General features: G+C 70.5%; 20 protein-coding genes. 8 read left to right on the top strand and 12 right to left on the bottom strand.

Translation table 11 applies throughout. The annotated features are described in order from the left end of the window. Positions 1 to 180: 180 nt before the first annotated feature. The 4 genes from ACT1U9_RS21385 to ACT1U9_RS21400 are packed head-to-tail and all read right to left on the bottom strand — an operon-like array spanning position 181 to position 3,301. On the bottom strand, positions 181 to 591 hold the full coding sequence (locus tag ACT1U9_RS21385; RefSeq protein WP_361428995.1) for a Fur family transcriptional regulator: 411 nt from the start codon (positions 589 to 591) through the stop codon (positions 181 to 183). Positions 592 to 648: 57 nt separating this feature from the next. Continuing rightward, positions 649 to 1,542, bottom strand: coding sequence for a metal ABC transporter permease (locus ACT1U9_RS21390; RefSeq protein ID WP_444534286.1), 894 nt, complete (start codon positions 1,540 to 1,542; stop codon positions 649 to 651). Between the two features lie 2 nt (positions 1,543 to 1,544). Then, positions 1,545 to 2,303, bottom strand: coding sequence for a metal ABC transporter ATP-binding protein (locus tag ACT1U9_RS21395; RefSeq protein WP_444534287.1), 759 nt, complete (start codon positions 2,301 to 2,303; stop codon positions 1,545 to 1,547). Between the two features lie 47 nt (positions 2,304 to 2,350). Then, a complete protein-coding gene (locus ACT1U9_RS21400; RefSeq protein WP_444534288.1) occupies positions 2,351 to 3,301 on the bottom strand; it encodes a metal ABC transporter substrate-binding protein in 951 nt (316 codons plus the stop codon). Between the two features lie 225 nt (positions 3,302 to 3,526). On the opposite strand from ACT1U9_RS21400, the gene ACT1U9_RS21405 reads away from it, so the two are divergent. Further along, entirely contained in the window at positions 3,527 to 4,909 is a 1,383-nt protein-coding gene (locus ACT1U9_RS21405; protein ID WP_444534289.1) for a glycine--tRNA ligase, read from the top strand. A gap of 170 nt (positions 4,910 to 5,079) precedes the next feature. Here the strand turns inward: ACT1U9_RS21405 and ACT1U9_RS21410 are convergent, their stop codons facing one another. Next, on the bottom strand, positions 5,080 to 5,511 hold the full coding sequence (locus ACT1U9_RS21410) for a hypothetical protein (protein ID WP_444534290.1): 432 nt from the start codon (positions 5,509 to 5,511) through the stop codon (positions 5,080 to 5,082). Positions 5,512 to 5,687: 176 nt separating this feature from the next. On the opposite strand from ACT1U9_RS21410, the gene ACT1U9_RS21415 reads away from it, so the two are divergent. From ACT1U9_RS21415 to ACT1U9_RS21425, 3 genes are read left to right on the top strand one after another with little or no spacing between them, the layout of a single operon-like run. Beyond that, positions 5,688 to 6,935 (top strand): histidine kinase, encoded by a 1,248-nt coding sequence (locus ACT1U9_RS21415; RefSeq protein ID WP_444534291.1) that lies wholly within the window; start codon positions 5,688 to 5,690, stop codon positions 6,933 to 6,935. Next, entirely contained in the window at positions 6,923 to 7,576 is a 654-nt protein-coding gene (locus ACT1U9_RS21420; protein WP_444534292.1) for a response regulator, read from the top strand. Before ACT1U9_RS21415 ends, ACT1U9_RS21420 begins: the two co-directional genes overlap by 13 nt. Then, positions 7,573 to 8,430 (top strand): hypothetical protein, encoded by an 858-nt coding sequence (locus ACT1U9_RS21425; RefSeq protein WP_444534293.1) that lies wholly within the window; start codon positions 7,573 to 7,575, stop codon positions 8,428 to 8,430. The genes ACT1U9_RS21420 and ACT1U9_RS21425 overlap by 4 nt, the downstream gene beginning before the upstream one ends. A 138-nt stretch (positions 8,431 to 8,568) precedes the next feature. On the opposite strand, the gene ACT1U9_RS21430 is transcribed toward ACT1U9_RS21425, so the two are convergent. From ACT1U9_RS21430 to ACT1U9_RS21440, 3 genes are all read right to left on the bottom strand, one after another. Beyond that, positions 8,569 to 9,165, bottom strand: a complete 597-nt coding sequence (locus ACT1U9_RS21430) for a TetR family transcriptional regulator (RefSeq protein ID WP_444534294.1) — start codon at positions 9,163 to 9,165, stop codon at positions 8,569 to 8,571. 51 nt (positions 9,166 to 9,216) lie between these two features. Beyond that, positions 9,217 to 10,233, bottom strand: coding sequence for an aldo/keto reductase (locus ACT1U9_RS21435; protein WP_444534295.1), 1,017 nt, complete (start codon positions 10,231 to 10,233; stop codon positions 9,217 to 9,219). Between the two features lie 143 nt (positions 10,234 to 10,376). Beyond that, the gene (locus ACT1U9_RS21440; RefSeq protein ID WP_444539209.1) at positions 10,377 to 11,771 is read right to left on the bottom strand and encodes an MFS transporter; all 1,395 of its coding nucleotides are present in this window, start codon (positions 11,769 to 11,771) and stop codon (positions 10,377 to 10,379) included. A 186-nt stretch (positions 11,772 to 11,957) separates the two neighbouring features. Here ACT1U9_RS21440 and ACT1U9_RS21445 point away from each other — a divergent pair, with 186 nt between their 5' ends. Then, positions 11,958 to 12,821, top strand: a complete 864-nt coding sequence (locus ACT1U9_RS21445; protein WP_444534296.1) for a helix-turn-helix transcriptional regulator — start codon at positions 11,958 to 11,960, stop codon at positions 12,819 to 12,821. Between the two features lie 80 nt (positions 12,822 to 12,901). Here ACT1U9_RS21445 and ACT1U9_RS21450 read toward each other — a convergent pair whose 3' ends face one another. Further along, entirely contained in the window at positions 12,902 to 14,347 is a 1,446-nt protein-coding gene (locus ACT1U9_RS21450) for an MFS transporter (RefSeq protein ID WP_444534297.1), read from the bottom strand. Positions 14,348 to 14,411: 64 nt separating this feature from the next. Here ACT1U9_RS21450 and dusB point away from each other — a divergent pair, with 64 nt between their 5' ends. The 3 genes from dusB to ACT1U9_RS21465 all read left to right on the top strand — a co-directional run bounded on the left by dusB (position 14,412) and on the right by ACT1U9_RS21465 (position 20,265). Then, complete coding sequence (gene dusB, locus ACT1U9_RS21455) at positions 14,412 to 15,557, top strand: tRNA dihydrouridine synthase DusB (RefSeq protein WP_444534298.1); 1,146 nt, start codon at positions 14,412 to 14,414, stop codon at positions 15,555 to 15,557. 461 nt (positions 15,558 to 16,018) lie between these two features. Next, on the top strand, positions 16,019 to 18,742 hold the full coding sequence (gene ppdK, locus ACT1U9_RS21460) for a pyruvate, phosphate dikinase (protein ID WP_444534299.1): 2,724 nt from the start codon (positions 16,019 to 16,021) through the stop codon (positions 18,740 to 18,742). 521 nt (positions 18,743 to 19,263) lie between these two features. Continuing rightward, positions 19,264 to 20,265: an ArsR/SmtB family transcription factor gene (locus tag ACT1U9_RS21465; protein ID WP_444534300.1), complete on the top strand. Its 1,002-nt coding sequence runs from the start codon at positions 19,264 to 19,266 to the stop codon at positions 20,263 to 20,265. Between the two features lie 72 nt (positions 20,266 to 20,337). Here the strand turns inward: ACT1U9_RS21465 and ACT1U9_RS21470 are convergent, their stop codons facing one another. From ACT1U9_RS21470 to ACT1U9_RS21480, 3 genes are all read right to left on the bottom strand, one after another. Then, entirely contained in the window at positions 20,338 to 22,248 is a 1,911-nt protein-coding gene (locus ACT1U9_RS21470; protein WP_444539210.1) for an APC family permease, read from the bottom strand. A gap of 348 nt (positions 22,249 to 22,596) precedes the next feature. Further along, a complete protein-coding gene (locus ACT1U9_RS21475; RefSeq protein ID WP_444534301.1) occupies positions 22,597 to 23,517 on the bottom strand; it encodes an oxidoreductase in 921 nt (306 codons plus the stop codon). A gap of 49 nt (positions 23,518 to 23,566) precedes the next feature. After that, positions 23,567 to 24,343 carry an SDR family NAD(P)-dependent oxidoreductase gene (locus ACT1U9_RS21480; RefSeq protein ID WP_444534302.1) on the bottom strand — a complete coding sequence of 259 codons (777 nt, stop codon included), beginning with the start codon at positions 24,341 to 24,343 and terminating at the stop codon, positions 23,567 to 23,569. Positions 24,344 to 24,352: the final 9 nt, after the last annotated feature.

The following is a 24,352-nucleotide window of genomic DNA, read 5'->3' on the forward strand; positions in this document are numbered from 1 at the left end:
TGAAGGAGTTCTGAGCGGCTGGAAACAGCAGCACCTGACCCCAGCACAGAACCGGACGTGCTGTTTGTGGCGGCAAATAGCGAATGGTGCGGGAGGGGCGAGCCGGGGCATGCAGAAGGGGGTGCGGGCCACTACGGCCCGCACCCCCTCCGGCGTACGTCAACAACTACCGTGCGTCGACTACTTCGCCGCACACTCCTCGCACGTACCGAAGATCTCCACGGTGTGCGCCACGTTCACGAAGCCGTGCTGTTCGGCGATCGCCTCGGCCCACTTCTCGACCGCCGGGCCCTCGACCTCGACCGCCTTGCCGCACACCCGGCACACCAGATGGTGGTGGTGGTCGCCGGAGGAGCAGCGGCGGTAGACGGCCTCGCCGTCGCTGGTGCGCAGGACGTCGACCTCGCCGGCGTCGGCGAGGGACTGCAGGGTGCGGTAGACGGTGGTGAGCCCCACCGAGTCGCCCCGGTGCTTGAGCATGTCGTGCAGCTCCTGCGCGCTGCGGAACTCGTCCACCTGGTCGAGGGCCGCCGCCACGGCGGCCCGCTGCCGGGTGGACCGTCCGCGTACAGGTGGTCCAGCCGTCGCCACAGGTGCCTCCCTTACCGTCGCCCGCTCACGTCGTCGGGCCATTCTGCCAGGTCGGGGTCAGACCGTGGCCTCGTCCGCCGCGGACCGTGCCCCCGGTACCTCCAGGGTGCACTCCTGGGCGGCGGTTTCGGCCACCCGCGCGCGCCGTCGAGCCAAGGGGGCCGCGAGCGCGGTCAGCGCGATGAACGCGCCGATGGCGAGCAGCACGATCGTCGCACCGGGCGGCACGTCCTGGTAGTAGGAAGTGACCGTTCCGGCCAGCGTGACCGTCGTACCGATGACCACCGCGAGGACGAACGTCACCACGAACGAGCGCGAGATCTGCTGGGCGGCGGCGACCGGGACCACCATCAGCGCGCTGACGAGCAGCAGCCCGACGGCGCGCATCGCGACCGTGACGGTGATCGCGGCGGTCACCGCGATCAGCAGGTTGAGCGCCCGCACCGGCAGACCCGTAACCCGTGCGAACTCCTCGTCCTGGCTGACCGCGAACAGCTGCCGCCGCAGTCCGACCGTGACCAGCACCACAAACGCCGCGAGCAGGCAGATCGAGGTGACGTCCGAGTCGGAGACGGTGGAGAGCGAGCCGAACAGGTACGAGGAGAGGTTGGCGTTGGAGCCGGTGTCCGAGAGGTTGACCAGCAGCACACCGCCCGCCATACCGCCGTAGAAGAGCATGGCGAGCGCGATGTCGCCGCGCGTCTTGCCGTACGCGCGGATCAGTTCCATCGTCACGGCGCCGACGACGGAGACGAGCGTCGCCATCCACACCGGGCTGCTGTTGAGCAGGAAGCCGAGGCCGACGCCGGTCATCGCGACATGGCCGATTCCGTCGCCCATCAGGGCCTGGCGGCGCTGCACCAGGTAGATGCCGACGGCGGGGGCGGTGATGCCGACCAGGACGGCCGCGATGAGCGCCCGCTGCATGAAGGCGGTCTGGAGGATTTCCATGATCAGGTCAGCAGTCCTGTACGGATCGGCTCGGCGGCCGAGTGGGGGTGGACGTGGTCGTGGCCGGGCAGCGCGTGCTGGCCGGTGGCCTTGGGCGGCGGGCCGTCGTGGGTGACGCAGCCGTCGCGCAGCACCACCGCGCGGTCGATCAGCGGCTCCAGGGGCCCGAGTTCATGCAGGACGAGCAGGACGGTCGCGCCGCCCGCGACCTGCTCGCGCAGGGTCGCGGCGAGGATCTCCTGGCTGGCCAGGTCGACGCCCGCCATCGGCTCGTCCATGATCAACAGCTCGGGCTCGGAGGCGAGCGCGCGGGCGATCAGGACGCGCTGGTGCTGGCCGCCGGAGAGCGCGTTCACCGAGTCCTTGGCGCGGTCGGAAAGGCCGACGAGCTCGATGGCCCGGCGCACGGCCGCCCGGTCCGCCTTGGAGAGCAGGCCCAGTTTCGTACGGGACAGACGCCCCGAGGAGACGACCTCGCGGACCGTGGCCGGGACGCCGCTCGCGGCGGTGGTGCGCTGCGGTACGTAACCGACGCGCGCCCAGTCCTTGAAGCGCTTGAGCTCGGTGCCGAACAGCTCGATCGCGCCACCGGTGAGCGGCACCTGGCCGATCACCGAGCGCACGGCGGTGGACTTGCCCGAGCCGTTGGCGCCGAGGAGCGCGACGACCTCACCGCGCTGGACGGTGAGGTCGATGCCGCGCAGCACCGGGCGCGAGCCCAGCGTGGCCGTGGCCCCGCGCAGGGATATGACGGGTTCCATCGCTGCTGCCTCCGATGCGTCGGATGCGGACTTCGTTGCCGGGGTGGTCACTTGGCACCGAGCGCCTTCTGGAGCGCGGCCAGGTTGGACTCCTGCACCGCGATGTAGTCGGCGCCCTTGGACTTCTTGGTGATGCCCTCCAGCGGGTCCAGGACATCCGTCTTGAGGCCGGTGTCCTTGGCGAGGGTCTTGGCGGTCTTGTCGCTGGCCAGTGTCTCGAAGAAGACCGTGTTGACGTGGTCCTTCTTCGCCAGCGACTGGAGCTCCTTGATCCGGGCGGGGCTCGGCTCGGCCTCGGGGTCGATGCCGGCGATGCCCTCCTGGGTCAGCCCGTAGCGCTCGGCGAGGTAGCCGAAGGCGGAGTGGGTGGTGATGAACGTCTTCGTCGCGGTGTTCTTCAGACCCGACGCGAACTTGTCGTTCAGCGCGCCGAGGTTCTTCACCACGGTGTCGGTGTTCTTCTTGTAGTCCGCCGCGTGGTCCGGGTCGGCCTGCTCCAGGGTCTTGCCGACGCCCTTGGCGACCTCGGCGTACTTCACCGGATCCAGCCAGATGTGCGGGTCGGCGCCGGCCTCGTTGCCGCCCTGGTGGGCGTGGCCCTCGTGGCCCGGGCCGGTCTCGGTGCCGTGGTCCTCCAGCTTGGTCAGGCCCGCCGCGTCGACGGTGTGCTTCACACCGGACTGGTCGATGGCCTTGTCCACGGCGGGCTGGATGCCCTTGAGGTAGACGATGACGTCCGCTTCGCCGAGCGAGGCGGTCTGCTTCGGGCTGAGCTCCAGGTCATGCGGCTCGACGCCCGGCTTGGTGAGGTTCGAGACGGCGACGTGCGAGCCGCCTATCTGCTCGGCCAGGTACTGCATCGGGTAGAACGACGCCACCACGTCGAGCTTGCCGTCCTTCTTGCCCGTGGACGAGCCCGAGCACGCGGTCAGGGCGGTGAGGCCGAGGATCACGGCGCTGGAGAGGGCGGCGGCGGGTATGAGGCGTCGTACGTTCATGACACTCATTTTCAACAAAAGTGGAAACGATTGTCAACAACGCCCCGTCAAGCCCTGGCCAAGCCCTCGTCAAGCGACCCTCCGGACCCTCCTCCCAGCCACCCCCCGAGCCCCTCCAGGACCCCTCGTCAACGCCCGTCCCGGATACCGATTTGATCCAGGGGTGCAGGCCGCCGCTACCCTGGGGCATTCGCCGTTCGTCGTCGTCGTAATGAAGAGAGCACCGTGGCCGCCGACAAGATCGACACCATCGTCAACCTGAGCAAGCGCCGTGGCTTCGTCTACCCGTGCAGCGAGATCTACGGTGGTCAGCGTGCCGCCTGGGACTACGGGCCGCTGGGTGTCGAGCTGAAGGAGAACCTCAAGCGCCAGTGGTGGCGCTACATGGTCACCTCGCGCGAGGACGTCGTCGGTATCGACTCGTCGGTGATCCTGGCCACCGAGGTCTGGGAGGCCTCCGGCCACGTCGCCACCTTCACCGACCCGCTCACCGAGTGCACCTCCTGCCACAAGCGGTTCCGCGCGGACCACCTGATCGAGGCGTACGAGGAGAAGCACGGCAAGGAGCCCGCGAACGGCCTCGCCGACATCGGCTGCCCGCACTGCGGCAACAAGGGCACCTTCACCGAGCCGAAGAACTTCTCGGGTCTGCTCTCCACCCACCTCGGCCCGACCCAGGACAGCGGCTCCGTCGCCTACCTGCGTCCCGAGACCGCGCAGGGCATCTTCACCAACTTCGGCCAGGTCCAGCAGACCTCCCGCAAGAAGCCCCCGTTCGGTATCGCCCAGATGGGCAAGTCCTTCCGCAACGAGATCACGCCCGGCAACTTCATCTTCCGCACCCGCGAGTTCGAGCAGATGGAGATGGAGTTCTTCGTCAAGCCGGGCGAGGACGAGAAGTGGCAGGAGTACTGGATGCAGGAGCGCTGGAACTGGTACACGGGCCTGGGCCTGCGCGAGGAGAACATGCGCTGGTACGAGCACCCGAAGGAGAAGCTCTCCCACTACTCCAAGCGCACCGCCGACATCGAGTACCGCTTCCAGTTCGGCGGCAGCGAGTGGGGCGAGCTGGAGGGTGTCGCCAACCGCACCGACTACGACCTCTCGGCGCACGCCAAGGCGTCCGGCAGCGACCTGTCGTACTTCGACCAGGAGGCCGGTGAGCGCTGGACCCCGTACGTCATCGAGCCCGCCGCCGGTGTCGGCCGCTCCATGCTCGCCTTCCTCCTCGACGCCTACAGCGAGGACGAGGCGCCCAACGCCAAGGGCGTCATGGAGAAGCGTGCCGTGATGCGCCTGGACCCGCGCCTGGCGCCGGTCAAGGTCGCGGTCCTGCCGCTCTCGCGCAACCCGCAGCTGTCGCCGAAGGCGAAGGGCCTGGCGGCGGACCTGCGGCAGAACTGGAACATCGAGTTCGACGACGCGGGCGCGATCGGTCGCCGTTACCGTCGCCAGGACGAGATCGGTACGCCGTTCTGTGTCACCGTCGACTTCGACACGCTCGACGACAACGCGGTGACGGTGCGCGAGCGCGACACGATGTCCCAGGAGCGGGTGTCCCTGGACCAGATCCAGTCCTACCTCGGTAGCCGACTGCTCGGTTGCTGATTCGGGCATGTAGCTGAGCCCCGTACCGCCGAGCAGGCAGTGCGGGGCTCAGCCATTGGTTCGTCTGCGGATCGTGCTGGGTTGCTCGCGCAGTTCCCCGCGCCCCTGACTACCTAGGGGCGCGGGGAACTGCGCGAGCAGCCACAGACGGCCCGCAGACGAAAGCGCAGCTACGGGCGTCGCGCCGCAAGCACACCGCACGCCACTGCAAGCGGCAGCTCCGCGCACACGGCCAGCACCACGGACGTGGTGAACTCCGGGCCCGGGGCCGAAGTCATCACGTCGAACCAGGCGTCCACAAGCAGCAGCGCCCCCGTCGCCGCAGCCGCCTGCCCCACCCGCGCGTCACCGCGCTTGAGCAGCGCACCCGTTCCGGTCAGCCCGACGGCCAGGAGGACGTCGAGGCCGATCCAGGCCGCGGACCAGTTGGAGACCTCCGTGGTCTGCGGCAGCGTCCCGGCCAGGACCACCATCCACGGCAGCAGCGCGGCCCCCGCCCCCGTCAGCAGCGTCGCCAGACGCGGCAGGCGCAGGCCCGCGACACCGGCACCGGTACGGGACGTCGTACGACGGGTGCGGATCTGCGGGGCGACGAGCGTCATGGCGACGGGCTCCTTCCGGCCCGGAGGTCCGTCCGCCGGGCATGATCACAAGCCTCGTCGTTCCAGCCGTCCGAATCAGTAGCGCGGCTGTCCGTAACGGGGGTGGTGCCAGCTACACCCCCGGCCGGGCAGCAGCGTGATGGCGCGGCCCCGACCTGGGCATTTACGGTATGCACATGGCAACTCCCGGCCCGCTGCGGCGCGCATTCGACTGGGCCGCCGCACACGCCCCCTGGTCGGCGTGGGCCTGGCGCAACACCACCTTCGCCGTGGCAGGCGTTCCCCTCGCGCTGCCCGCCGCGGCCGCGTTCACGTACATGATCGCGGCGCCCGGACACACCCCCGGCGCCCTGCTCTTCGTCCTCGTCGTCAATCCGCTGCTCACCACCCTCCAGCGCAGCCGCTTCTGGTCGCTGCTCGGCCTCGACGTGCCGCACATCGCCTGGCGCAGCCGCAGGCTGAGCTGGCGCGGGCTCGTCGAGCGGCTGCGCTCGGAGTCGACCTGGCGGCAGTACGGCTACCACCTCCTCGTCGCCCCGCTCGCGGCGACGGCCGGTGTGCTGGTGGTCTGCTCATGGGCAGTGGGCCTCGCGGGGACGCTGGTCTTCTCCTGGGTGTGGGCGCTGCCGATGGACGACCGGATGCCGGGCTGGACCGACGAGTACGTCCTGCTCACCGTCGCCGGCTTCGTGCTGCTGCTCGCCACGCCCTGGTTCGCCGCCGCCACCGTCCGCCTCGACGCCCACGCGGCGGCCGCCCTGCTCGGCCCCAACCGGGCCAAGGAGTTGGAGCGGCGGGTCGAGACGCTGGCCGAGAGCCGCGCCGGGGTCCTGGACGCCGCCGACGCCGAACGCCGCCGTATCGAGCGCGACCTGCACGACGGCGCCCAGCAGCGGCTCGTCTCGCTCGCCATGAACCTGGGCCTGGCCCGGGCCACCCTCACCGATCTGCCGCCCGATGCCCGGGCCGTCATCGACGAGGCGCACCGCGAGGCCAAGGAGGCCATCGAGGAGCTGAACAGCCTGGTGCGCGGGCTGCACCCGGCCGTCCTCGACGACCGCGGCCTGGACGCCGCGCTCTCCGGCATCGCCGCCCGCGCCCCGCTGCCCGTCGAGCTCACCGTCGACATCGACCGGCGCCCGTCGCCGACCGTCGAGGCCGTCGCCTACTTCGTCGTCTCCGAGGCACTGGCGAACGTCGCCAAGCACGCCCGCGCGACGCGCTGTTCCGTCCAGGTGCGCCGCCGCGCCGACCTGCTCACCCTCACCGTCTCCGACAACGGGGTCGGCGGCGCGGACGCCGCCGGCGGCACCGGACTGCGGGGCCTGGGCAAGCGCGTAGGGTCGGTGGACGGAACGATCCGGATCAACAGCCCCCACGGGGGCCCGACTGTCATCACTGTGGAGTTGCCGTGCGGGCTGTGATCGCCGAGGACTCGGTCCTGCTGCGGATAGGACTTGTCAAGGTTCTGGAGATGGCCGGGTTCGAGGTCGCCGCCGAGGCGGACGACGCCGACGGGCTGCTCGCCGCCGTCGAGGAGCACCGGCCCAAGCTGGCCCTCGTCGACGTCCGGATGCCGCCCGGCTTCACCGACGAAGGCGTACGCGCCGCCCTGATGATCCGTCAGCAGTGGCCGGACACCTCCGTACTGCTGCTCTCGCAGTACGTGGAGGAGCGGTACGCGGCCGATCTGCTCACCGCGCAGACCGGTGGCATCGGCTATCTGCTCAAGCAACGGGTCGCCGACGTCGAGGAGTTCATCGACGCGCTCAAGCGGGTCGCGGGCGGCGGCACCGCGCTCGACCCGCAGGTCGTCGCCCAGCTGCTGCTGCGCCGGGGCGGCGGCACGGACCCGCTGGAGCGCCTCACCCCGCGCGAACGCGAAGTCCTCGCCCTGATGGCCGAGGGCCGCTCCAACGCGGGCATCGCCGTCCAACTCGTCGTCAGCGAGAGCGCGGTGGCCAAGCACATCAACAGCATCTTCGCCAAGCTCGACCTGCCCGTCGCCGACGGCGACCACCGCCGTGTCCTCGCCGTGCTGCGGTTCCTGGACGGCGGCTCGTGAGTACGAGTACGGGCATACGTACGGAGAGCGGCCCCGGCCCGGGGTCCGGTGCGGGTGGGGACCGGCCCCAGCACCGGGGGCGGTGGATCCTGGTCGCGGTGCTCAGCGCGCTGTTCATCGTGGCTCCGCTCGTCTTCGGGATGTACGGGGAGTTCTTCGGCCGCGAGGCCAGTCACAGCAGCGTCGAGACGAACGACCACCACCCGGTGCGGGCCGTGCAGATCGACTCCGGCAGCGCCGCGGTGACCGTGGGGCCCGGCGCGGACGGTGAAGTCCGGGTCAAGGAGCGGCTTTCCTGGTCGCTGCGCAAACCCAAGGTCAGCAAGGTGTGGGACAACGACACCCTGAAACTGCGGCCCGAGTGCGGCGGTCTGCTCTCCGTCACGGGCCTGGACTGCTCGGTCCAGCTCGATCTGACCGTCCCGGCCGGGGTCGAGCTGATGGTGAAGAGCGGCTCGGGCACGGTCCGGGTCAGCGGGCTCACCGGTCCGGTCGATGTGCGGGCCGGGTCGGGGAGTGTGAAGTTGTACGGCGTACGCGGGCCGATCACCGGGTCCGTCGACTCCGGGTCGTTCAGCGGGTCCGCGATCGGGTCGTCCTCGGCGGAGGTGCGGGTGCGGTCGGGGCAGGCGTCGATGGAGTTCGTGACCCCGCCTCGGCGGGTCAGTGCGTCCTCCGGGTCGGGGAGTGTGGAGGTCTCCCTGCCTCCGGGGTCTCGGTATCGGGTGTCGGGGTCTGTGGGGTCGGGGGCGCGGGATGTCGACGACGCGTTGGTCGACCCGGCGTCTGATCGGTCGCTGACGATCTCGACCGGGTCGGGTGCGGCGACCGCCGGGTACGCCAGTTGGCACTAGGCGTCCCCGGCTGCGGCGTTTTGGGGTGCGCGTTCGGCTGCGGGCCGGTGGGGGCTTGTCGCGCAGTTCCCCGCGCCCCTTAAAGGTTCGAGTTCGGCTGCGGACCGTGCGTGGCTGGTCGCGCAGTTCCCCGCGCCCCTAACTTGCCGGGGTGCGCAGGCCTCGTATCAAGAGGTTCACCACTGCCTCGAAATCCGCCTCGATTCCCGGGCGTTGCCACTGGGACGCGTATGCCGGGTCGTGGAAGCGGCCTGTGGCGTCGAAGAGGGCTCGGGCCACTGATTCGTCGGGGGTTGTCGTGGTGAACTGGGCTCGGTGGACGCCCGCATGGACTATCTGTGCCAGTTGGGCGACCAGGTCCGCGATGTGGTCCTCGACCACCGTGCTGTTCTCCGCGAGCAGCACCTCGTACGTGGCGAACAGCTGGGGGTCGTCGCCCGCCTTGTGGCGCTTGGCCTCGAACAGCTTCGCCAGCCACTCGCGCAGGGCGGACTCCGCGTCCTTGGACTCGTCGTCCGCGATGACGCCCAGCTGCAGCGTCGTGCGGTCCAGCCAGCGCTTGGTGACGGCTTCCCGCAGCGCCGACTTCGTACGGAAGTGGCGGTAGACGCTGCCGTGGCTGACGCCGAGCTGGCGGGCGACGTCGACGACCGTGGCCTTCGCCGGGCCGTGGCGGCGCAGCACCTCCTCGGTCGCTTCGAGGATGCGCTCGGCGGTCAGTGGTTCCGTACTCATGACCTTGACGTTACCCGGCGCCGACGACACCGGTTCGGCCCTGTGGACAACTCAGTGCTCGCTGTCCAGATGCGCCATCTGGGCCGCCGGGTAGCGGTCGCCCGCGGCGGCGCCGGCCGGGACGGCGGCCTCGATCGCGGCCAGGTCGTCCTTGCCGAGCGTGACGTCGAGCGCGCCCAGCGCCTCCGCCAGGCGGTCCCGGCGGCGGGCGCCGACCAGCGGCACGATGTCCGCGCCGAACCGCTCGCCCTGCGCCATCACCCAGGCGATCGCGATCTGCGCGACCGAGACGCCCTGGTGGTCGGCGACCTTGCGCAGCGCCTCGACGAGGTCCAGGTTGCGGTCGAGGTTCTCGCCCTGGAAGCGCGGGCTCATGCCACGGAAGTCGTTGGCGGCCAACTGGCGGTCGCGGGTGAAGTGGCCGCTGATCAGGCCGCGCGAGAGCACTCCGTACGCCGTGATCCCGATGCCGAGCTCCTTGGCGGTCGGCAGGATCTCGTCCTCGATGCCGCGCGAGATGAGCGAGTACTCGATCTGGAGGTCGCTGATGGGGGCGACGGCGGCGGCCCGGCGCAGGGTCTCCGCGCCGACCTCCGACATCCCGATGTGGCGTACGTGCCCGGCCTCGACCAGTTCGGCGATGGCCCCGACGGTCTCCTCGACCGGGACGTTCTCGTCGAGCCGGGCGATGCGGTAGACGTCGATGTGGTCGACGCCGAGGCGCTGGAGCGAGTACGCGGCGAAGCTCTTGACCGCCGCGGGGCGGCCGTCGTATCCGGCCCAGCCGCCGTCCGGGTCGCGCAGGGCGCCGAACTTGACGCTGGTGAGCGCCTGTTCGCGGGCGGCGGCGGGGGCACTGCGCAGGGCCTCGCCGATCAGGAGCTCGTTGTGGCCCATGCCGTAGAAGTCGCCGGTGTCGAGCAGGGTGATGCCCGCGTCGAGGGCGGCGTGGATGGTGGCGATGGACTCGGCCCGGTCGGCCTCGCCGTACAGCGCGGACATGCCCATGCAGCCGAGGCCGAGGGCGGAGACCTGGGGGCCGGTGGTGCCGAGGGTGCGGGTGCGCATGGTGGTCGCTCCTAGGAGGGTGGGGGTGGGAGGTGCGGTGTGCACCCCCGTACCCACCATGACATGACAGATGACAGATTTCAATATCTGTCATCTGTCACCCCGCGTCACCCCGTGTTCGGGTGTCCCCCCGTCTTCCCAGGTCATCCCACCTTCCGCGGCAGCCGCAGGCTCAGCAGCACCGTCACGACCACGGCCGCCAGCTGGACGAGGAGGGTGACGACCAGCGCGTCACGGGTGCCCGAGGACGGGGCGAGGGAGAGGAAGAGGCTGCCCAGGGTCGCGACGCCGAGGGCGAGGGCCGACTGCTGGGTGGTGACCAGGACGCCGCTGCCGACGCCCGCCCGGTCCGCCGGGACGTCCGAGAGCACGATCCGGAACAGCACCGGCAGCTGGAGGCCCTGGCCGAGTCCGGCAAGCGCGACCCCAGGGGCCAGCGCGCCGATGCCGAGGTCCGGCCAGCCGTAGTGGACGGTCGCCACCAGGACCGCGATGCCGACGCCCTGGATGAGGCCGCCGACGGTGACCACCTTGCTGCCGTACCGCCCGATCAGGCGCGGCCCGGCCAGCGAGGCCGCGAAGAACGCCAGCGCCATCGGCACCAGGGCGAGACCGGCCGAGACCGGGCCCATCCGCAGGCCCTGCTGGAGGACGACCGCGATCACGAACATGAAGCCGCTGAAGCCGATGGAGAACGGGACGATCAGCACCAGGCCCCGGTTCAGGGACGGCAGGCGCAGCAGGCTCGGCGGGACCAGCGGGGTGCCGCCCCGGCGGTCGATGCGCTGCTCGGTACGGAAGAACGCGAACGCCGCGAACGGGAAGACCGCGAGCGATATCCAGGTCCACAGCGGCCACCCGGCCGCGCGGCCCTCGGTCAGCGGCAGCAGCAGGCTGATCAGCGAAAGGGCCAGCAGGAGCGTGCCCGGCACGTCGATCGAGGCGGCCCGCTCCGAGCGGGTCTCCGGCACGCTGCGGACCGCGAGCACCAGGCCGACGACGACCACGGGAACGTTGACCAGGAAGACCGAGCGCCAGCCGGAGCCCGCGATGTCGGCGGCCACGAGCACGCCGCCGAGGATCTGGCCCGCGACCATCGACAGGCCCGCGGTCGCGCCGTACAGGCTCATCGCGCGCGCCCGGTGCGGTCCGGTGGTGGTGGCCTGGATGGTGGCCAGGACCTGCGGGAGCATCAGCGCGGACGTGGCGCCCTGGGCGACCCGGGCCGCGACCAGCGTCCAGGCGGTCGGCGCCAGGCCGCAGGCCAGCGAGGTCAGGCCGAACCCGGCCATGCCGATCAGGAAGAGCTTGCGGCGCCCGGCGGTGTCGCCGAGCCGGCCGCCGAGGACGAGCAGTACGGCGTACGCGACGCCGTAGCCCGCGACCACCAGCTCCAGGGTGGCCGCGCCCGCGGACAGGTCCTTGTCCATGGCGGGCAGGGCGACGTTGACGATGAAGAAGTCGATCAGGGGCAGGGCCGCGCCGAGCAGCACGGTGAAGAGCCCGAGCGCGCCGATCGACGCGCCCTCGTGATGGATGACCGGGACGGTGGCCGGGGTGGTGGTTGCGGTCCTCGGTCGGGTAGCGGATGTGGTCGAAACAGAACTCACGTCGTTGCTCACGCATCACACGATCGCGGTTTGCTCAGCCTGGTACCAGAGTCTGCTTATCCTGGTACCCGCACTACCTGGCAACTGGGTCGGCGGTGCGGCACCCTGGTGCGTATGACCACTGTGGCACCGCAGTCCGATGTTCGCAGGCACGAGTTGGCGGAATTCCTGCGCAGCCGCCGCGAGCGCATCACGCCCGAGCAGGTCGGCCTGCCGCACGGCCGCCGCCGGCGCACCCCCGGGCTGCGCCGCGAGGAGGTCGCGCACCTGTCCGCCGTCGGCGTCACCTGGTACACGTGGCTGGAGCAGGCCCGCGAGATCCAGGTGTCCGCGCAGGTCCTGGACGCGCTCGCGCGCGCGTTGCTGATGGACCCGAGCGAGCGGGCGCACCTGTTCGCCCTCGCAGGCACCGGCGACCCGAACCCCAACGCGCCCTGCCCCACGGTGACTCCTGCCATGCGCGCGATGCTGGACCAGCTGGAGCCGATGCCCGCCTGCATCCAGAACAGCCGGTACGACATCCTGGCGTACAACCGCACGTACGCGAAGCTGCTCTGCGACCTGGACGCGCTGGCGCCCGGCGACCGCAACTGCATGTGGCTGGCCTTCACCAACGACGACTGGCGGGCGGCGGTCGCCGATCTGCCCGAGGTCAACCGGATGATGGCCGCCAAGTTCCGCGCCTCCATGGCCGAGCACCTGGCCGAGCCCGCCTGGAAGACGCTGCTGATGCGCCTGGAGAACGGGTCGCCGGAGTTCCGCGAGATCTGGGCGCGGCACGAGGTGGTCGGTCAGGGCGGCCGGGACAAGTTCATCCGCAACGCGCTGGTCGGCCTGCTGCACCTGGAACACACCAACCTCTGGCTGGGCCCGTCGTCCGGCCCGCGCCTGGTCACGTACGTACCGCTCGACGCGGACACGCGCGTACGGCTCGAACACCTCCAGGAGCTCTCGGGCCGTGTGCCCGCGCACGCGTAGTGGCTGTCACCACAGCCACGCACACGTAGAGGCCGAAAGAGCCGCTACGCGCGCGTGGTGGCTGCCACCTTCCTAAGGCGTTACGCCGCCGAGCTCGCCAGCTCCAGCCGCTCGGCCGTCCGGCGCGCGGACTCGCGGGCGCGGCGGCCGCTGGTCGCGGCTCCCATCAGGAGTACGGCGAGACCGCAGCCGGTGATGATCCACCAGGCGGGGCGGGCGGCGTCCGGGAAGGCGGCGGCGTACGCGCCCGGGGCCGCCGTGCCCGCGAGGCCGCCCGCGAGCACCGCGCCGATGACCGCGACGCCCAGCGTCTGCCCGGTCTGGCGGCTGGTGGAGGCGACGGCGGCGGCCACGCCCGCCTGGGCGCGGGGCATTCCGGAGACCGCGGTGTTGGTGATGGGGGAGTTGACCATGCCGAAGCCGAGGCCGAACAGGACGTATCCGGTGAAGAGCAGTCCCGTCGAGGACTGACCGTCGAACGCGGCGAACAGCAGCCCGCTCGCGGCCATCGTGACCCCGGCGATCAGCAGCGAAGGCCGTGGCCCCCGGGCGGCGACGAGGCGTCCGGACAGCGGTGCCACGACGAGGGTCACGGCCGCCATCGGCACCATGTAGAGCCCTGCGTGCAGCGCGTCCAGGCCCCGTACGTTCTGCAGATAGAGCGTGTTGACGAAGAGGAAGCCGCCGAGCGCGGCGAAGGCGGAGACCGCGATGACGGTGGCGCCGCTGAACGGTGTGCTGCGGAAGAACCGCAGGTCGATGAGGGGATCCTGGCGCCGGGGCTCATAGCGCAGGAGCCCGGTGAGCGCGCCGGCGGCGATCGCCGCGCAGAGCAGGATCTGTGCCGAGGTCCAGCCCGAGCTGGGCGCCTCGATGATCGCGTACGTGAGCGAGCCGAGCAGCGCGATGACCAGGAGCTGACCGACGGGGTCGGGGCGGCGCGGGCGTTCCGCGCGGGACTCCGGTACGTAACGCCAGGTCAGCAGGAGCGCGGCCAGGCCGACCGGAAGGTTGATCCAGAAGATCGAGCGCCAGCCGACCGAGTCGACAAGGAGGCCGCCGATGATCGGGCCCGCGGCCATGGAGATCCCGACGACGCCGCTCCAGACGCCGATGGCGCGGGCGCGTTCGCGCGGGTCGGTGAAGGTGTTGGTGATGATCGACATCGCCACCGGGTTGAGCATCGAGCCGCCGACCGCCTGGATGGTGCGGAAGGCGACCAGGGAGGCCAGGTTCGGGGCGAGCGAGCAGAGCAGCGAGCCGAGGGTGAAGATCACCAGGCCCGCCATGAAGACCCGGCGGCGGCCGATGCGGTCGGCGGTCGAGCCCGCGAGCATCAGCAGGGAGGCGAGGACGAGGGTGTACGCGTCGATCGTCCACTGCATCCCGGAGACGGAGGTATGCAGTTCGCGCTGCATGGTGGGCAGCGCCACGTTCAGGATCGTGTTGTCGAGGCCGACGATGAGCAGACTCATGCAGCAGATCGCGAGCACGAGTATGCGGCGGCGGGGACTGAGATCGGGCATCTCTAGATAGTACGCCTAACTAACGACCTGGTCCATGTAGTACGGCTAACTAATTAACGCGGGGATGCGCGACAATGGCTGGATGACCACGCTCAACATCGGCCCGCATGCCGTGCAGCCTCCCGTGGTGCTGGCGCCCATGGCCGGCATCACCAATGCCCCGTTCCGTACCCTCTGCCGTGAGTTCAGCGGCGGCAAGGGGCTGTTCGTGAGCGAGATGATCACGACGCGGGCGCTGGTCGAGCGCAACGAGAAGACCATGCAGCTGATCCACTTCGACGAGACCGAGACGCCTCGCTCGATCCAGCTGTACGGCGTCGACCCGGTCACCGTCGGCAAGGCGGTCCGGATGATCGTCGACGAGGACCTGGCCGACCACATCGACCTGAACTTCGGCTGCCCGGTGCCCAAGGTGACCCGCAAGGGCGGCGGCTCGGCGCTCCCGTACAAGCGGCCGCTGCTGCGCGCGATCCTCAACGAGGCCGTCTCCAACGCGGGGGACCTGCCGGTCACGATGAAGATGCGCAAGGGCATCGACGACGACCACATCACGTATCTGGACGCCGGGCGGATCGCCGTCGAGGAGGGCGTCACCGCGATCGCGCTGCACGGCCGCACCGCCGCCCAGCACTACGGCGGCACCGCCGACTGGGACGCCATCGCGCGCCTGAAGGAGCACGTCCCGGAGATCCCGGTGCTCGGCAACGGCGACATCTGGTCCGCCGAGGACGCGCTGCGGATGATGAAGGAGACCGGCTGCGACGGTGTCGTCGTCGGGCGCGGCTGCCTCGGCCGCCCCTGGCTCTTCGGCGACCTGGTGGCCGCCTTCGAGGGTACGGACTCCTACGCGCGCCCCACCCTGCGCACGGTCGCCGACGTGATGGTGCGGCACGCGACGCTGCTCGGCGAGTGGATCGGCGACGAGTCGCGCGGGGTCATCGACTTCCGCAAGCACGTGGCCTGGTACCTCAAGGGCTTCGCGGTCGGCTCGGAGATGCGCAAGAGCCTCGCGATCACCTCGTCGCTGGACGAGCTGAGCGCTCAGTTGAGCGAGCTCGATCTGGACCAGTCGTGGCCGGACGGCGCCGACGGCCCGCGCGGGCGCACCTCGGGCAACAACCGCGTCGTCCTGCCGGACGGCTGGCTCAAGGACCCGTACGACTGCTCGGGCGTGAGCGCGGACGCCGAGCTGGACACCTCCGGCGGCTGAACCGGTACGAATCGGTCGACAGCAGGGCGAAAGCGGGTCGCGATATTCGCGGCCCGCTGTCTTGTGATGGCGTGATCCGCGGTCCGGATCGTGGAATTCCGGCCCTCTCGGCGGCGTGATTCTCGCCACCCCTGATAGGGGTTGCGCTCAGATGAGCACTTTTGAGGCGGCTGCACCTCTAGAAGGGGTGGCACTGAGTGCCACCCCTTCTGTGTTCAAGAAGTGAACTCAGATGCAGAAAATGCCGCTCAGGTGAGCGGAATGATGCCTGTTCCAGCGCTTTCGCCTTCAGGGAGTGAAGCAATGGTGATCGCCCGGGTTACCTCCCAGTTACTTTCGATCTGCTGGCGGACGAGTGGTTAAAGCCGTATGACGCGCAAGTGGACGTACCCAGACACCTTCGATCTGGGTATGTTCCTCGCCGTCAGGGCAGCCAACGAGTCGTCGAGGAGTCGAGACCCGTGTCGGAAGACAAAGACCTCCAGCACAGCCAGAAGTTCGTCTACGACTTCACCGAGGGGAACAGGGACCTCAAGGACCTGCTCGGCGGGAAGGGCGCGAACCTCGCCGAGATGACCAACCTCGGCCTGCCGGTGCCTCCCGGCTTCACCATCACCACCGAGGCGTGCAAGGTCTACCTCGACAGCGGCGAGGAGCCGGCCGCGCTGCGCGACGAGGTGAGTGCCCACCTCGACGCCCTTGAGGCCACGATGGGCAAGAAGCTCGGCCAGGCCGACGACCCGCTGCTGGTCTCGGTGCGCTCGGGCGCCAAGTTCTCGATGCCCGGCATGATGGACACCGTCCTCAACATCGGCCTCTCCGACGCCTCGGTGACGGGCCTGGCCAAGCAGTCCGGCGACGAGCGATTCGCCTGGGACTCCTACCGCCGCCTCATCCAGATGTTCGGCAAGACCGTGCTGGGCGTCGACGGCGAGCTCTTCGAGGACGCCCTCGACGAGGCCAAGGCCGCCAAGAAGGTCACCGTCGACACCGACCTCGACGCCGCCGACCTGAAGAAGCTGGTCAAGCACTTCAAGAAGGTCGTCAAGGCCGAGGCCGGACGCGACTTCCCGCAGGACGCCCGCGAGCAGATGGACCTCGCCGTCAAGGCGGTCTTCGAGTCGTGGAACGGCGACCGCGCCAAGCTCTACCGCCGCCAGGAGCGCATCCCCGGCGACCTCGGCACCGCGGTCAACATCTGCTCGATGGTCTTCGGCAACCTCGGCCCCGACTCGGGCACCGGCGTCGCCTTCACCCGTGACCCGGCCTCCGGCCACCAGGGCGTCTACGGCGACTACCTGCAGAACGCCCAGGGCGAGGACGTGGTCGCGGGCATCCGCAACACCGTGCCGCTGGCCGAGCTGGAGGGCATCGACAAGAAGTCGTACGACCAGCTCATGCAGATCATGGAGACCCTGGAGACCCACTACAAGGATCTCTGCGACATCGAGTTCACCATCGAGCGCGGCCAGCTGTGGATGCTCCAGACCCGGGTCGGCAAGCGCACCGCCGGTGCCGCCTTCCGGATCGCCACCCAGCTCGTGGACCAGGGCCTGATCGACGAGGCCGAGGCACTCCAGCGCGTCAACGGCGCCCAGCTCGCCCAGCTGATGTTCCCGCGCTTCGACGAGGACGCCAAGACCGAGCTCATCGGCCGGGGTATCGCGGCCTCGCCCGGTGCCGCCGTCGGCAAGGCGGTCTTCGACTCGTACACCGCCGTCAAGTGGTCGCGCTCGGGCGAGAAGGTCATCCTGATCCGCCGCGAGACCAACCCCGACGACCTCGACGGCATGATCGCCTCCGAGGGCATCCTGACCTCGCGCGGCGGCAAGACCTCGCACGCCGCGGTCGTGGCGCGCGGCATGGGCAAGACCTGTGTCTGCGGCGCCGAGGAGCTGGAGGTCGACACCAAGCGCCGCCGTATGACGACGCAGTCCGGCGCCGTCATCGAAGAGGGCGACCTGGTCTCCGTCGACGGCTCCACCGGCAAGGTCTACCTCGGTGAGGTCCCGGTCGTCCCGTCCCCGGTCGTCGAGTACTTCGAGGGCCGGATGCACGCGGGCGCCGACGATGCCGACGAGCTGGTCGCGGCCGTGCACCGGATCATGGCGTACGCGGACCGAGTACGCCGCCTGCGCGTACGGGCCAACGCCGACAACGCCGAGGACGCCCTGCGGGCGCGGCGGTTCGGCGCCCAGGGCATCGGCCTGTGCCGCACCGAGCACATGTTCCTCGGTGAGCGGCGCGAGATGGTCGAGCGGCTGATCCTGGCCGACACCGACGAGGAGCGCGAGGTGGCACTCAGTGCCCTGCTGCCGCTCCAGAAGAAGGACTTCGTCGAGCTCTTCGAGGCGATGGACGGGCTGCCGGTCACCGTGCGGCTCCTGGACCCGCCGCTGCACGAGTTCCTGCCCGACATCACCGAGCTGTCGGTCCGCGTCGCGCTCGCCGAGTCCCGCAAGGACGCCAACGAGAACGACCTGCGTCTGCTCCAGGCCGTCCACAAGCTGCACGAGCAGAACCCGATGCTGGGTCTTCGGGGCGTCCGCCTCGGCCTGGTCATCCCCGGTCTGTTCGCCATGCAGGTGCGGGCGATCGCCGAGGCCGCGGCCGAGCGCCGCAACGCCAAGGGCGACCCGCGTGCGGAGATCATGATTCCGCTGGTCGGCACCGTCCAGGAGCTGGAGATCGTCCGTGAGGAGGCCGACCGGGTCATCGCCGAGGTCGAGGCCGCCACCGGCACCGACCTCAAGCTGACCATCGGCACGATGATCGAGCTGCCGCGCGCCGCCCTGACGGCGGGTCAGATCGCCGAGGCCGCCCAGTTCTTCAGCTTCGGCACCAACGACCTCACCCAGACGGTCTGGGGCTTCTCGCGGGACGACGTGGAGGCGAGCTTCTTCACCGCGTACCTGGAGAAGGGCATCTTCGGGGTCTCGCCGTTCGAGACCATCGACAAGGACGGCGTCGGCTCGCTGGTGCGGTCCGCCGTGCAGGCCGGCCGGGCCACCCGCCCCGACCTGAAGCTGGGCGTCTGCGGCGAGCACGGCGGCGACCCGGAGTCGGTGCACTTCTTCCACGAGGTGGGCCTGGACTACGTCTCCTGCTCCCCGTTCCGCATCCCCGTCGCGCGCCTCGAAGCGGGCCGCGCGGCCGCCGAGTCGAAGGGCAGCGACTCGCGATAAGCCCCGGAGCCGCCGTCGGGTCCCCGACCCTCAACACCGATCCGACGGCGGCTTCGGAACACATGGAAGGGGCGGCACCCTGTGCGGGGGTGCCGCCCCTTCCGCCTGTTCACAAGCGATTTGGGCGATGACCCGATGTTCCCCGAGTGTGCGGCCGCTTAATTCCTGTTGAAGCACGGACATTTCATGAGCCCGTTGCCGTAAAAGCAGAGTGCGGTTCACGGATCCCCATCCGCGAACCGCACTCTGTCATCCCCGCCGGGCACGGAGCCGCCACCATGCCGACCGCCGCCAGACGAAGCAAAGCCCCCCACGGTCCTCACAACGTCTTTCCGGTTGGCCCGGTGTCGTGCCCGACGACGTACAGCTTTTCGGTACGCACGGGCTGCTCGCGATGCCTTTCAAGTGTGGCTGAAAGGCCGGTGGTCACGGCCTGTGACGGTAGGCATACTCAGGGGCGGGACGATTGCGGATGCAACACAATGCAACACGTTGCAACATTCGAGACAGGTGGAGATTCGGTGCTGCGTATTCATTTCACTGGCGTGGACCTGGCCCGGGTGCGCATGGCGCCCGGTCCGGACGCGCTGTGGGAAACGATTCTCAGCTTTCATCGATTAAGAGACCGTCGGGGCGCCCTAGTCTTCGGTGAATGGCGAACGGAAACGCGTACCCGGTTGAACGGTGAAACGCGTCTGCTCTCCGCAGTGGTGCCGGGCCGCGGCTATTTTCCCGACTTTCTCACGCCCGCCGAAGGGCCGCACACCCTGGAGTCAGCGCTGGAGGTCGTGCGCGAGACCGGGCCGGACCGGCTGCAGGACGAGCTCACCCGGGTCGCAGGGCCCCGGGGGCTGCCGGGCTGGCTGCGGGCGCTCGCCGACGGCCGCGCCGAGCCGATGGACCGTCTCCTCGGCGCGCTGCGCGGCTACCACCGGGCCGCCATCTCGCCGTACTGGCCGCACATCCAGGCCCGCGTCGACGCCGACCGGGGAGCCAGGGGCCGTGCGCTCCTGGACGGCGGGGCGGACGAACTGCTCGCCTCGCTCCCGCCGATGATGCGCTGGCGCGCGCCGGTCCTGGAGGCGGACTACCCGGTCGACCGTGACCTGTACCTGGAGGGCCGCGGACTGCTGCTCCAGCCGTCCTTCTTCTGCCGCCGTACACCGGTGGCGCTGCAGGACCCGCTGCTGCCGCCCGTCCTGGTCTACCCGGTCACGCACACCCACACGCCGTACGAGCGGACTTCGGGAACGACCCCGTCGCTCGGGCGGCTGGTGGGGCACACCAGGTCGGCGGTGCTCCAGTCGATCGGCCACGGCGCGACCACCAGCGAACTGGCCCGCCGGGCCGGGGTGTCGCTCGCCTCCGCCAGCCAGCACGCCGGCGTCCTGCGGGAGGCGGGCCTGCTGGTGACGCTGCGGCACGGCAGCGCGGTGCTGCACACGCTGACCCCGCTGGGGACGGCGCTGCTGCGGGGCGGTCAGCCGGTGATGGCGGAACGTTCCGCCCCGGCGACGATGTAGTGCCCGGTTCCGGGGGTGGCCGGAAACGGCCGCTCCCGGGAAGGCCGTTGGCGGCGCGTGCGAGGGCGGGTCTCAGAGCCGGAACCGCAGTCGGCAGATCACCGCGTCCGTGTCCCGTCGCACCGCGTGCGCGAGGACGGCGCCGCGCTGGTTCTGGAGCAGCCGCTGCCAGATGTGGGCGGGCTCGACCTCCGGTATCAGGACGGTGACCCGGGTGTTCGGGTGGTAGCGGTGGACGCGGTCGACGTACGCGGCGACCGGGCGGCCCACCGTGCGGTGCGGCGAGTGCAGTTCGACCAGCTCCACGCCCGGGTTCCACGCCTGCCAGTCGCGGCGCAGCGCCTCGGTCTCCCGCCGGTCCTCCTCGTCGGGGTGGGTGACGGTGACGGCCCGTACCTCGTCGCCCAGGGACACGGCGGCGTTCAGCGCCTCGCCGGTCAGCCGGGACAGATGCGATACGGGCACGATCACCAGCGAGCGGTCGCGGTGCGGCGGTTCGGGGACGCGGCCGAGCCCGATGCGCTCGCTGATCCTGCCGTACGCCCGGTGGACCGCCTCGAAGGCGAGCACCAGCAGCGGCAGGGCGATGACCACCATCCAGGCGCCCTCGGTGAACTTGGTCGCGGTGACGACGATGGCCGAGACGCCGGTGAGCAGCGCGCCGAAGCCGTTGAGCAGCGCCTTCGCGCGCCAGCGCGGCGAGCGCTCGCGCCGCCAGTGCAGCACCATGCCGGTCTGGCAGATGGTGAAGCCGACGAAGACACCGATCGCGAAGAGCGGTACGAGGGTGTTGGTGTCGCCGCCCGAGAAGATCAGGAGCGCGCCCGAGACGGTGGCGAGCGCGAGGACGCCGTGGCGGTGGACCTGGCGGTCGGCCTTCAGGCCGAAGACGTGCGGCAGGTAGTTGTCGCGGGCGAGCAGCGACATGAGGACGGGGAGCCCGCCGAAGGAGGTGTTCGCGGCGAGCGCGAGCAGGACGACGGTGGCGAACTGCACGACGTAGAAAGCCCAGTTGTGGCCGAGCGATGCGTCCGCGAGCTGGGCGAGGACGGTGACGCCCTCGACCGGCTGGAGGTGGAAGCGGCCGATGAGTACGGAAAGCCCGATGAGCATCACGCCGAGGAGCGCGCCGAGCGCCACCTCGGTGCGCTGGGCGCGCTTGGCGGCCGGGGCGCGGAACGAGGGCACGGCGTTGGCGACGGCCTCCACGCCGGTCAGCGCCGAACAGCCCGACGCGAACGCCTTGAGCAGCAGCAGCGCGCCGACGCTGGTGGCGTTCCCGGCGAGCACGGACGCGTGGCCGTCGGCGGTCGCGGTGGAGACGGGTGCGCCACGGAAGAGCCCCACGACGACGATCGCCATGATCGCGCCGATGAAGACGGCCGTCGGCACGATGAACGCCTTCGCCGACTCGACGATGCCGCGCAGGTTCACCGCGGTGACCAGGACGAGTACGCCGAGGCAGATGACGACTCGTTGGTCATAGAGACCGGGGAACGCCGAGGTCAGCGCGGCGACGCCGGCGGTGACGGAGACGGCGACGTTCAGTACGTAGTCGAGGATCAGCGAGGCCGCCGCGACGAGGCCGGTGCGCGGGCCGAGGTGGGCGCGGGCCACCGCGTACGAGCCGCCGCCGTTCGGGAACGCGGCGATGACCTGGCGGTACGAGGCGACGAGCACGGCGAGCAGCGTCGCGATGGCGACGGTGACGGGGAGCGTGAACCCGAGCCCGTACGACCCGGCGGCCGCCAGCACGAGCACGATGGCCTCGGGCCCGTATGCCACGGAGGCCATGGCATCGAGCGAGAGCGCGGCGAGGCCCTGGGTCGCGGTGAGGCGGTGGCGGTCGGGGGCGCCGCCGGGGGCGACGGGGAGGCCGGGTGTGGCGGTGGGCGCGGCGCCGGATGCCCCGGGGATCCCGGCTGCCCCGGGGGGTTCCTCGGCCGCGGGGTCGGCGGCCCGGATCGACGACTTGATCAGCATGCTGTTCAGCGTGCGGTCGCCCCGGCGGGATGCGGCCTCTCTTGTCGGGGCCTTGGCGGGCGGGACGGCCATCCATACGAACCTTTGACGCCCCCACCCCGCCCCTTCCCTTAACCCTCCGGGGGTGGGTGGGGGTGGAGGAGGGGAGTGGAAGAGCCTCCCGGGGCGGCGCCCCCGGATCCCGTTTGTCTGCGGATCGTGCTGGGTTGCTCGCGCAGTTCCCCGCGCCCCTAGGTATTTAGGGGCGCGGGGAACTGCGCGACAAGCCCCCACCGGCCCGCGGACAAAGAACCAGGCCGCTCGCCCAGAGCTTTCGGGAAGGGGCGGGGTGGGGGAAATCGCACGCCCTTACAACCCGTACCGCACCCCCGTAAGCCCCTCAGAAGCGACCCACAACCGCTCGGACGTCGTGTCGTTCAGCGTCCACTTCGCTCGGGTCGACCTCGTGGGGGCGCCGCGCCAGCCCTGGAATCGGGGGCCTGTGAAGGAGTCAGGGCGGACCGACGGGGCCGTGGCCGCGTACAGGGTGGGGAGGGCGCCCGACTCGGCCGGCTGGGCCAGGACTCGGTTGCCCAGTTCCGCTATGCGTTCTGCCAGGCGGCGGCCCTCCATGCGGGCGCCCGCCGTCTGGAGGTTGGTCGCCGCGTAGCCGGGGTGCGCGGCGGCCGCGACCACATCGGAGCCCGCCGATCGCAGCTGCCGCGCCAACTCGTGGATGAAGAGGAGGTTCGCCGACTTCGAGCGGGCGTACGCCATCCAACGGCGGTAGCCGCGCTCGCTGTTGAGGTCGGTCAGGTCCACGTTGGACAGGGCGTGCAGGCCGCTGGAGACCGAGACCACCCGCGCCGACGGCGCCGCGCGCAGCTTCGGCAGGAGCAGGCCCGTCAGGGCGAAGTGGCCCAGGTGGTTGACGCCGAACTGCCGCTCGAAGCCGTCCGCCGTCTTCCCGTACGGCAGCGCCATCACACCCGCGTTGTTGATCAGCAGGTCCAGACGCTCATGCGGATACGTTTCCGCGAACGCCCGTACCGACGACAGGTCCGCCAGGTCCAGCGGCCTGAACTCCACGTCCGCGCCGTATACCTGACGGTGGATCAGCGCCACCGCCTCCTTGCCGCGCGCCTCGCTGCGGCACGCGAGGACCACATGTGCGCCCTTGCGGGCCAGCTCGCGTGCCGTGACGAGTCCGATGCCGCTGTTGGCCCCGGTGACGACGGCCGTGCGGCCGCTCTGGTCGGGGATGTCCCTCGCGCTCCAGCCCTGAGTCATGCGGCCACCGTACCGTCCGGTAGGTCTGGAGCGCAGGGGCCCCATGGGGTCAGGCGGACGCGCCGCCGTCGATCACCAGATCCGTGCCGACCGCCGACGCCGCGTCGTCCGAGGCCAGGTAGAGGACGGCCGCCGCGATCTCGGCGGTCGCCGAGACCCGGCCGAGCGGCGAGGCCCCCTTCATACGCTCCGCGCGCTCCTCCTCCGTCTCGCCGGGCCGCATCGACATCGTGGTGGCGGAGGCGCCGGGGCTGACCGCGTTGATACGGACGCCGTCCCGGATGTGGTCGAGGGCGGCGGCCCTGGTCAGCGCGGAGACGGCGGCCTTGGTGGCCTGGTAGCCGGCCGCGCCCGGGATGCGCTTGTGGGCACCGAGGTTGGAGCCGATGTTGACGATGGCGCCGCCGCTCTCCTGGGTGCGCATCTGGGCGATCTCGGCCTGGAGGGCCAGGAAGACGCCGGTGAGGTTGATGTCGAGCATGGCCTGCCAGTCGGCGACGGCCACGTCGCCCATCGGCGTGCCGTTGCGGCCGCGCAGCACCCCGGCGTTGTTGACCGCCACGTCGAGGGAGCCGAAGCGGTCGACGGTGGCCGCCACCAGGCCGCGCATCTCGTCCTCGCGGGACACGTCCGCCGTGAACGCGGCAGCCGTCCCGCCCGCCTGCTCTATCAGTGCCACGGTCTCGTCGAGCGAGGCCGTCGTCCGTCCGGCGACGGCCACCCGGGCCCCCTCGGCGGCGAACGCCAGCGCCACGGTCCGGCCGATCCCGGAGCCCGCGCCGGTGACGAGGACGGTCTTGTCGGTGAAGCGAAGGCCAGTAGGCATTTTTTCTTG

This window comes from Streptomyces sp. BR1, from assembly GCF_052373795.1.
Lineage (GTDB): Bacteria > Actinomycetota > Actinomycetes > Streptomycetales > Streptomycetaceae > Streptomyces.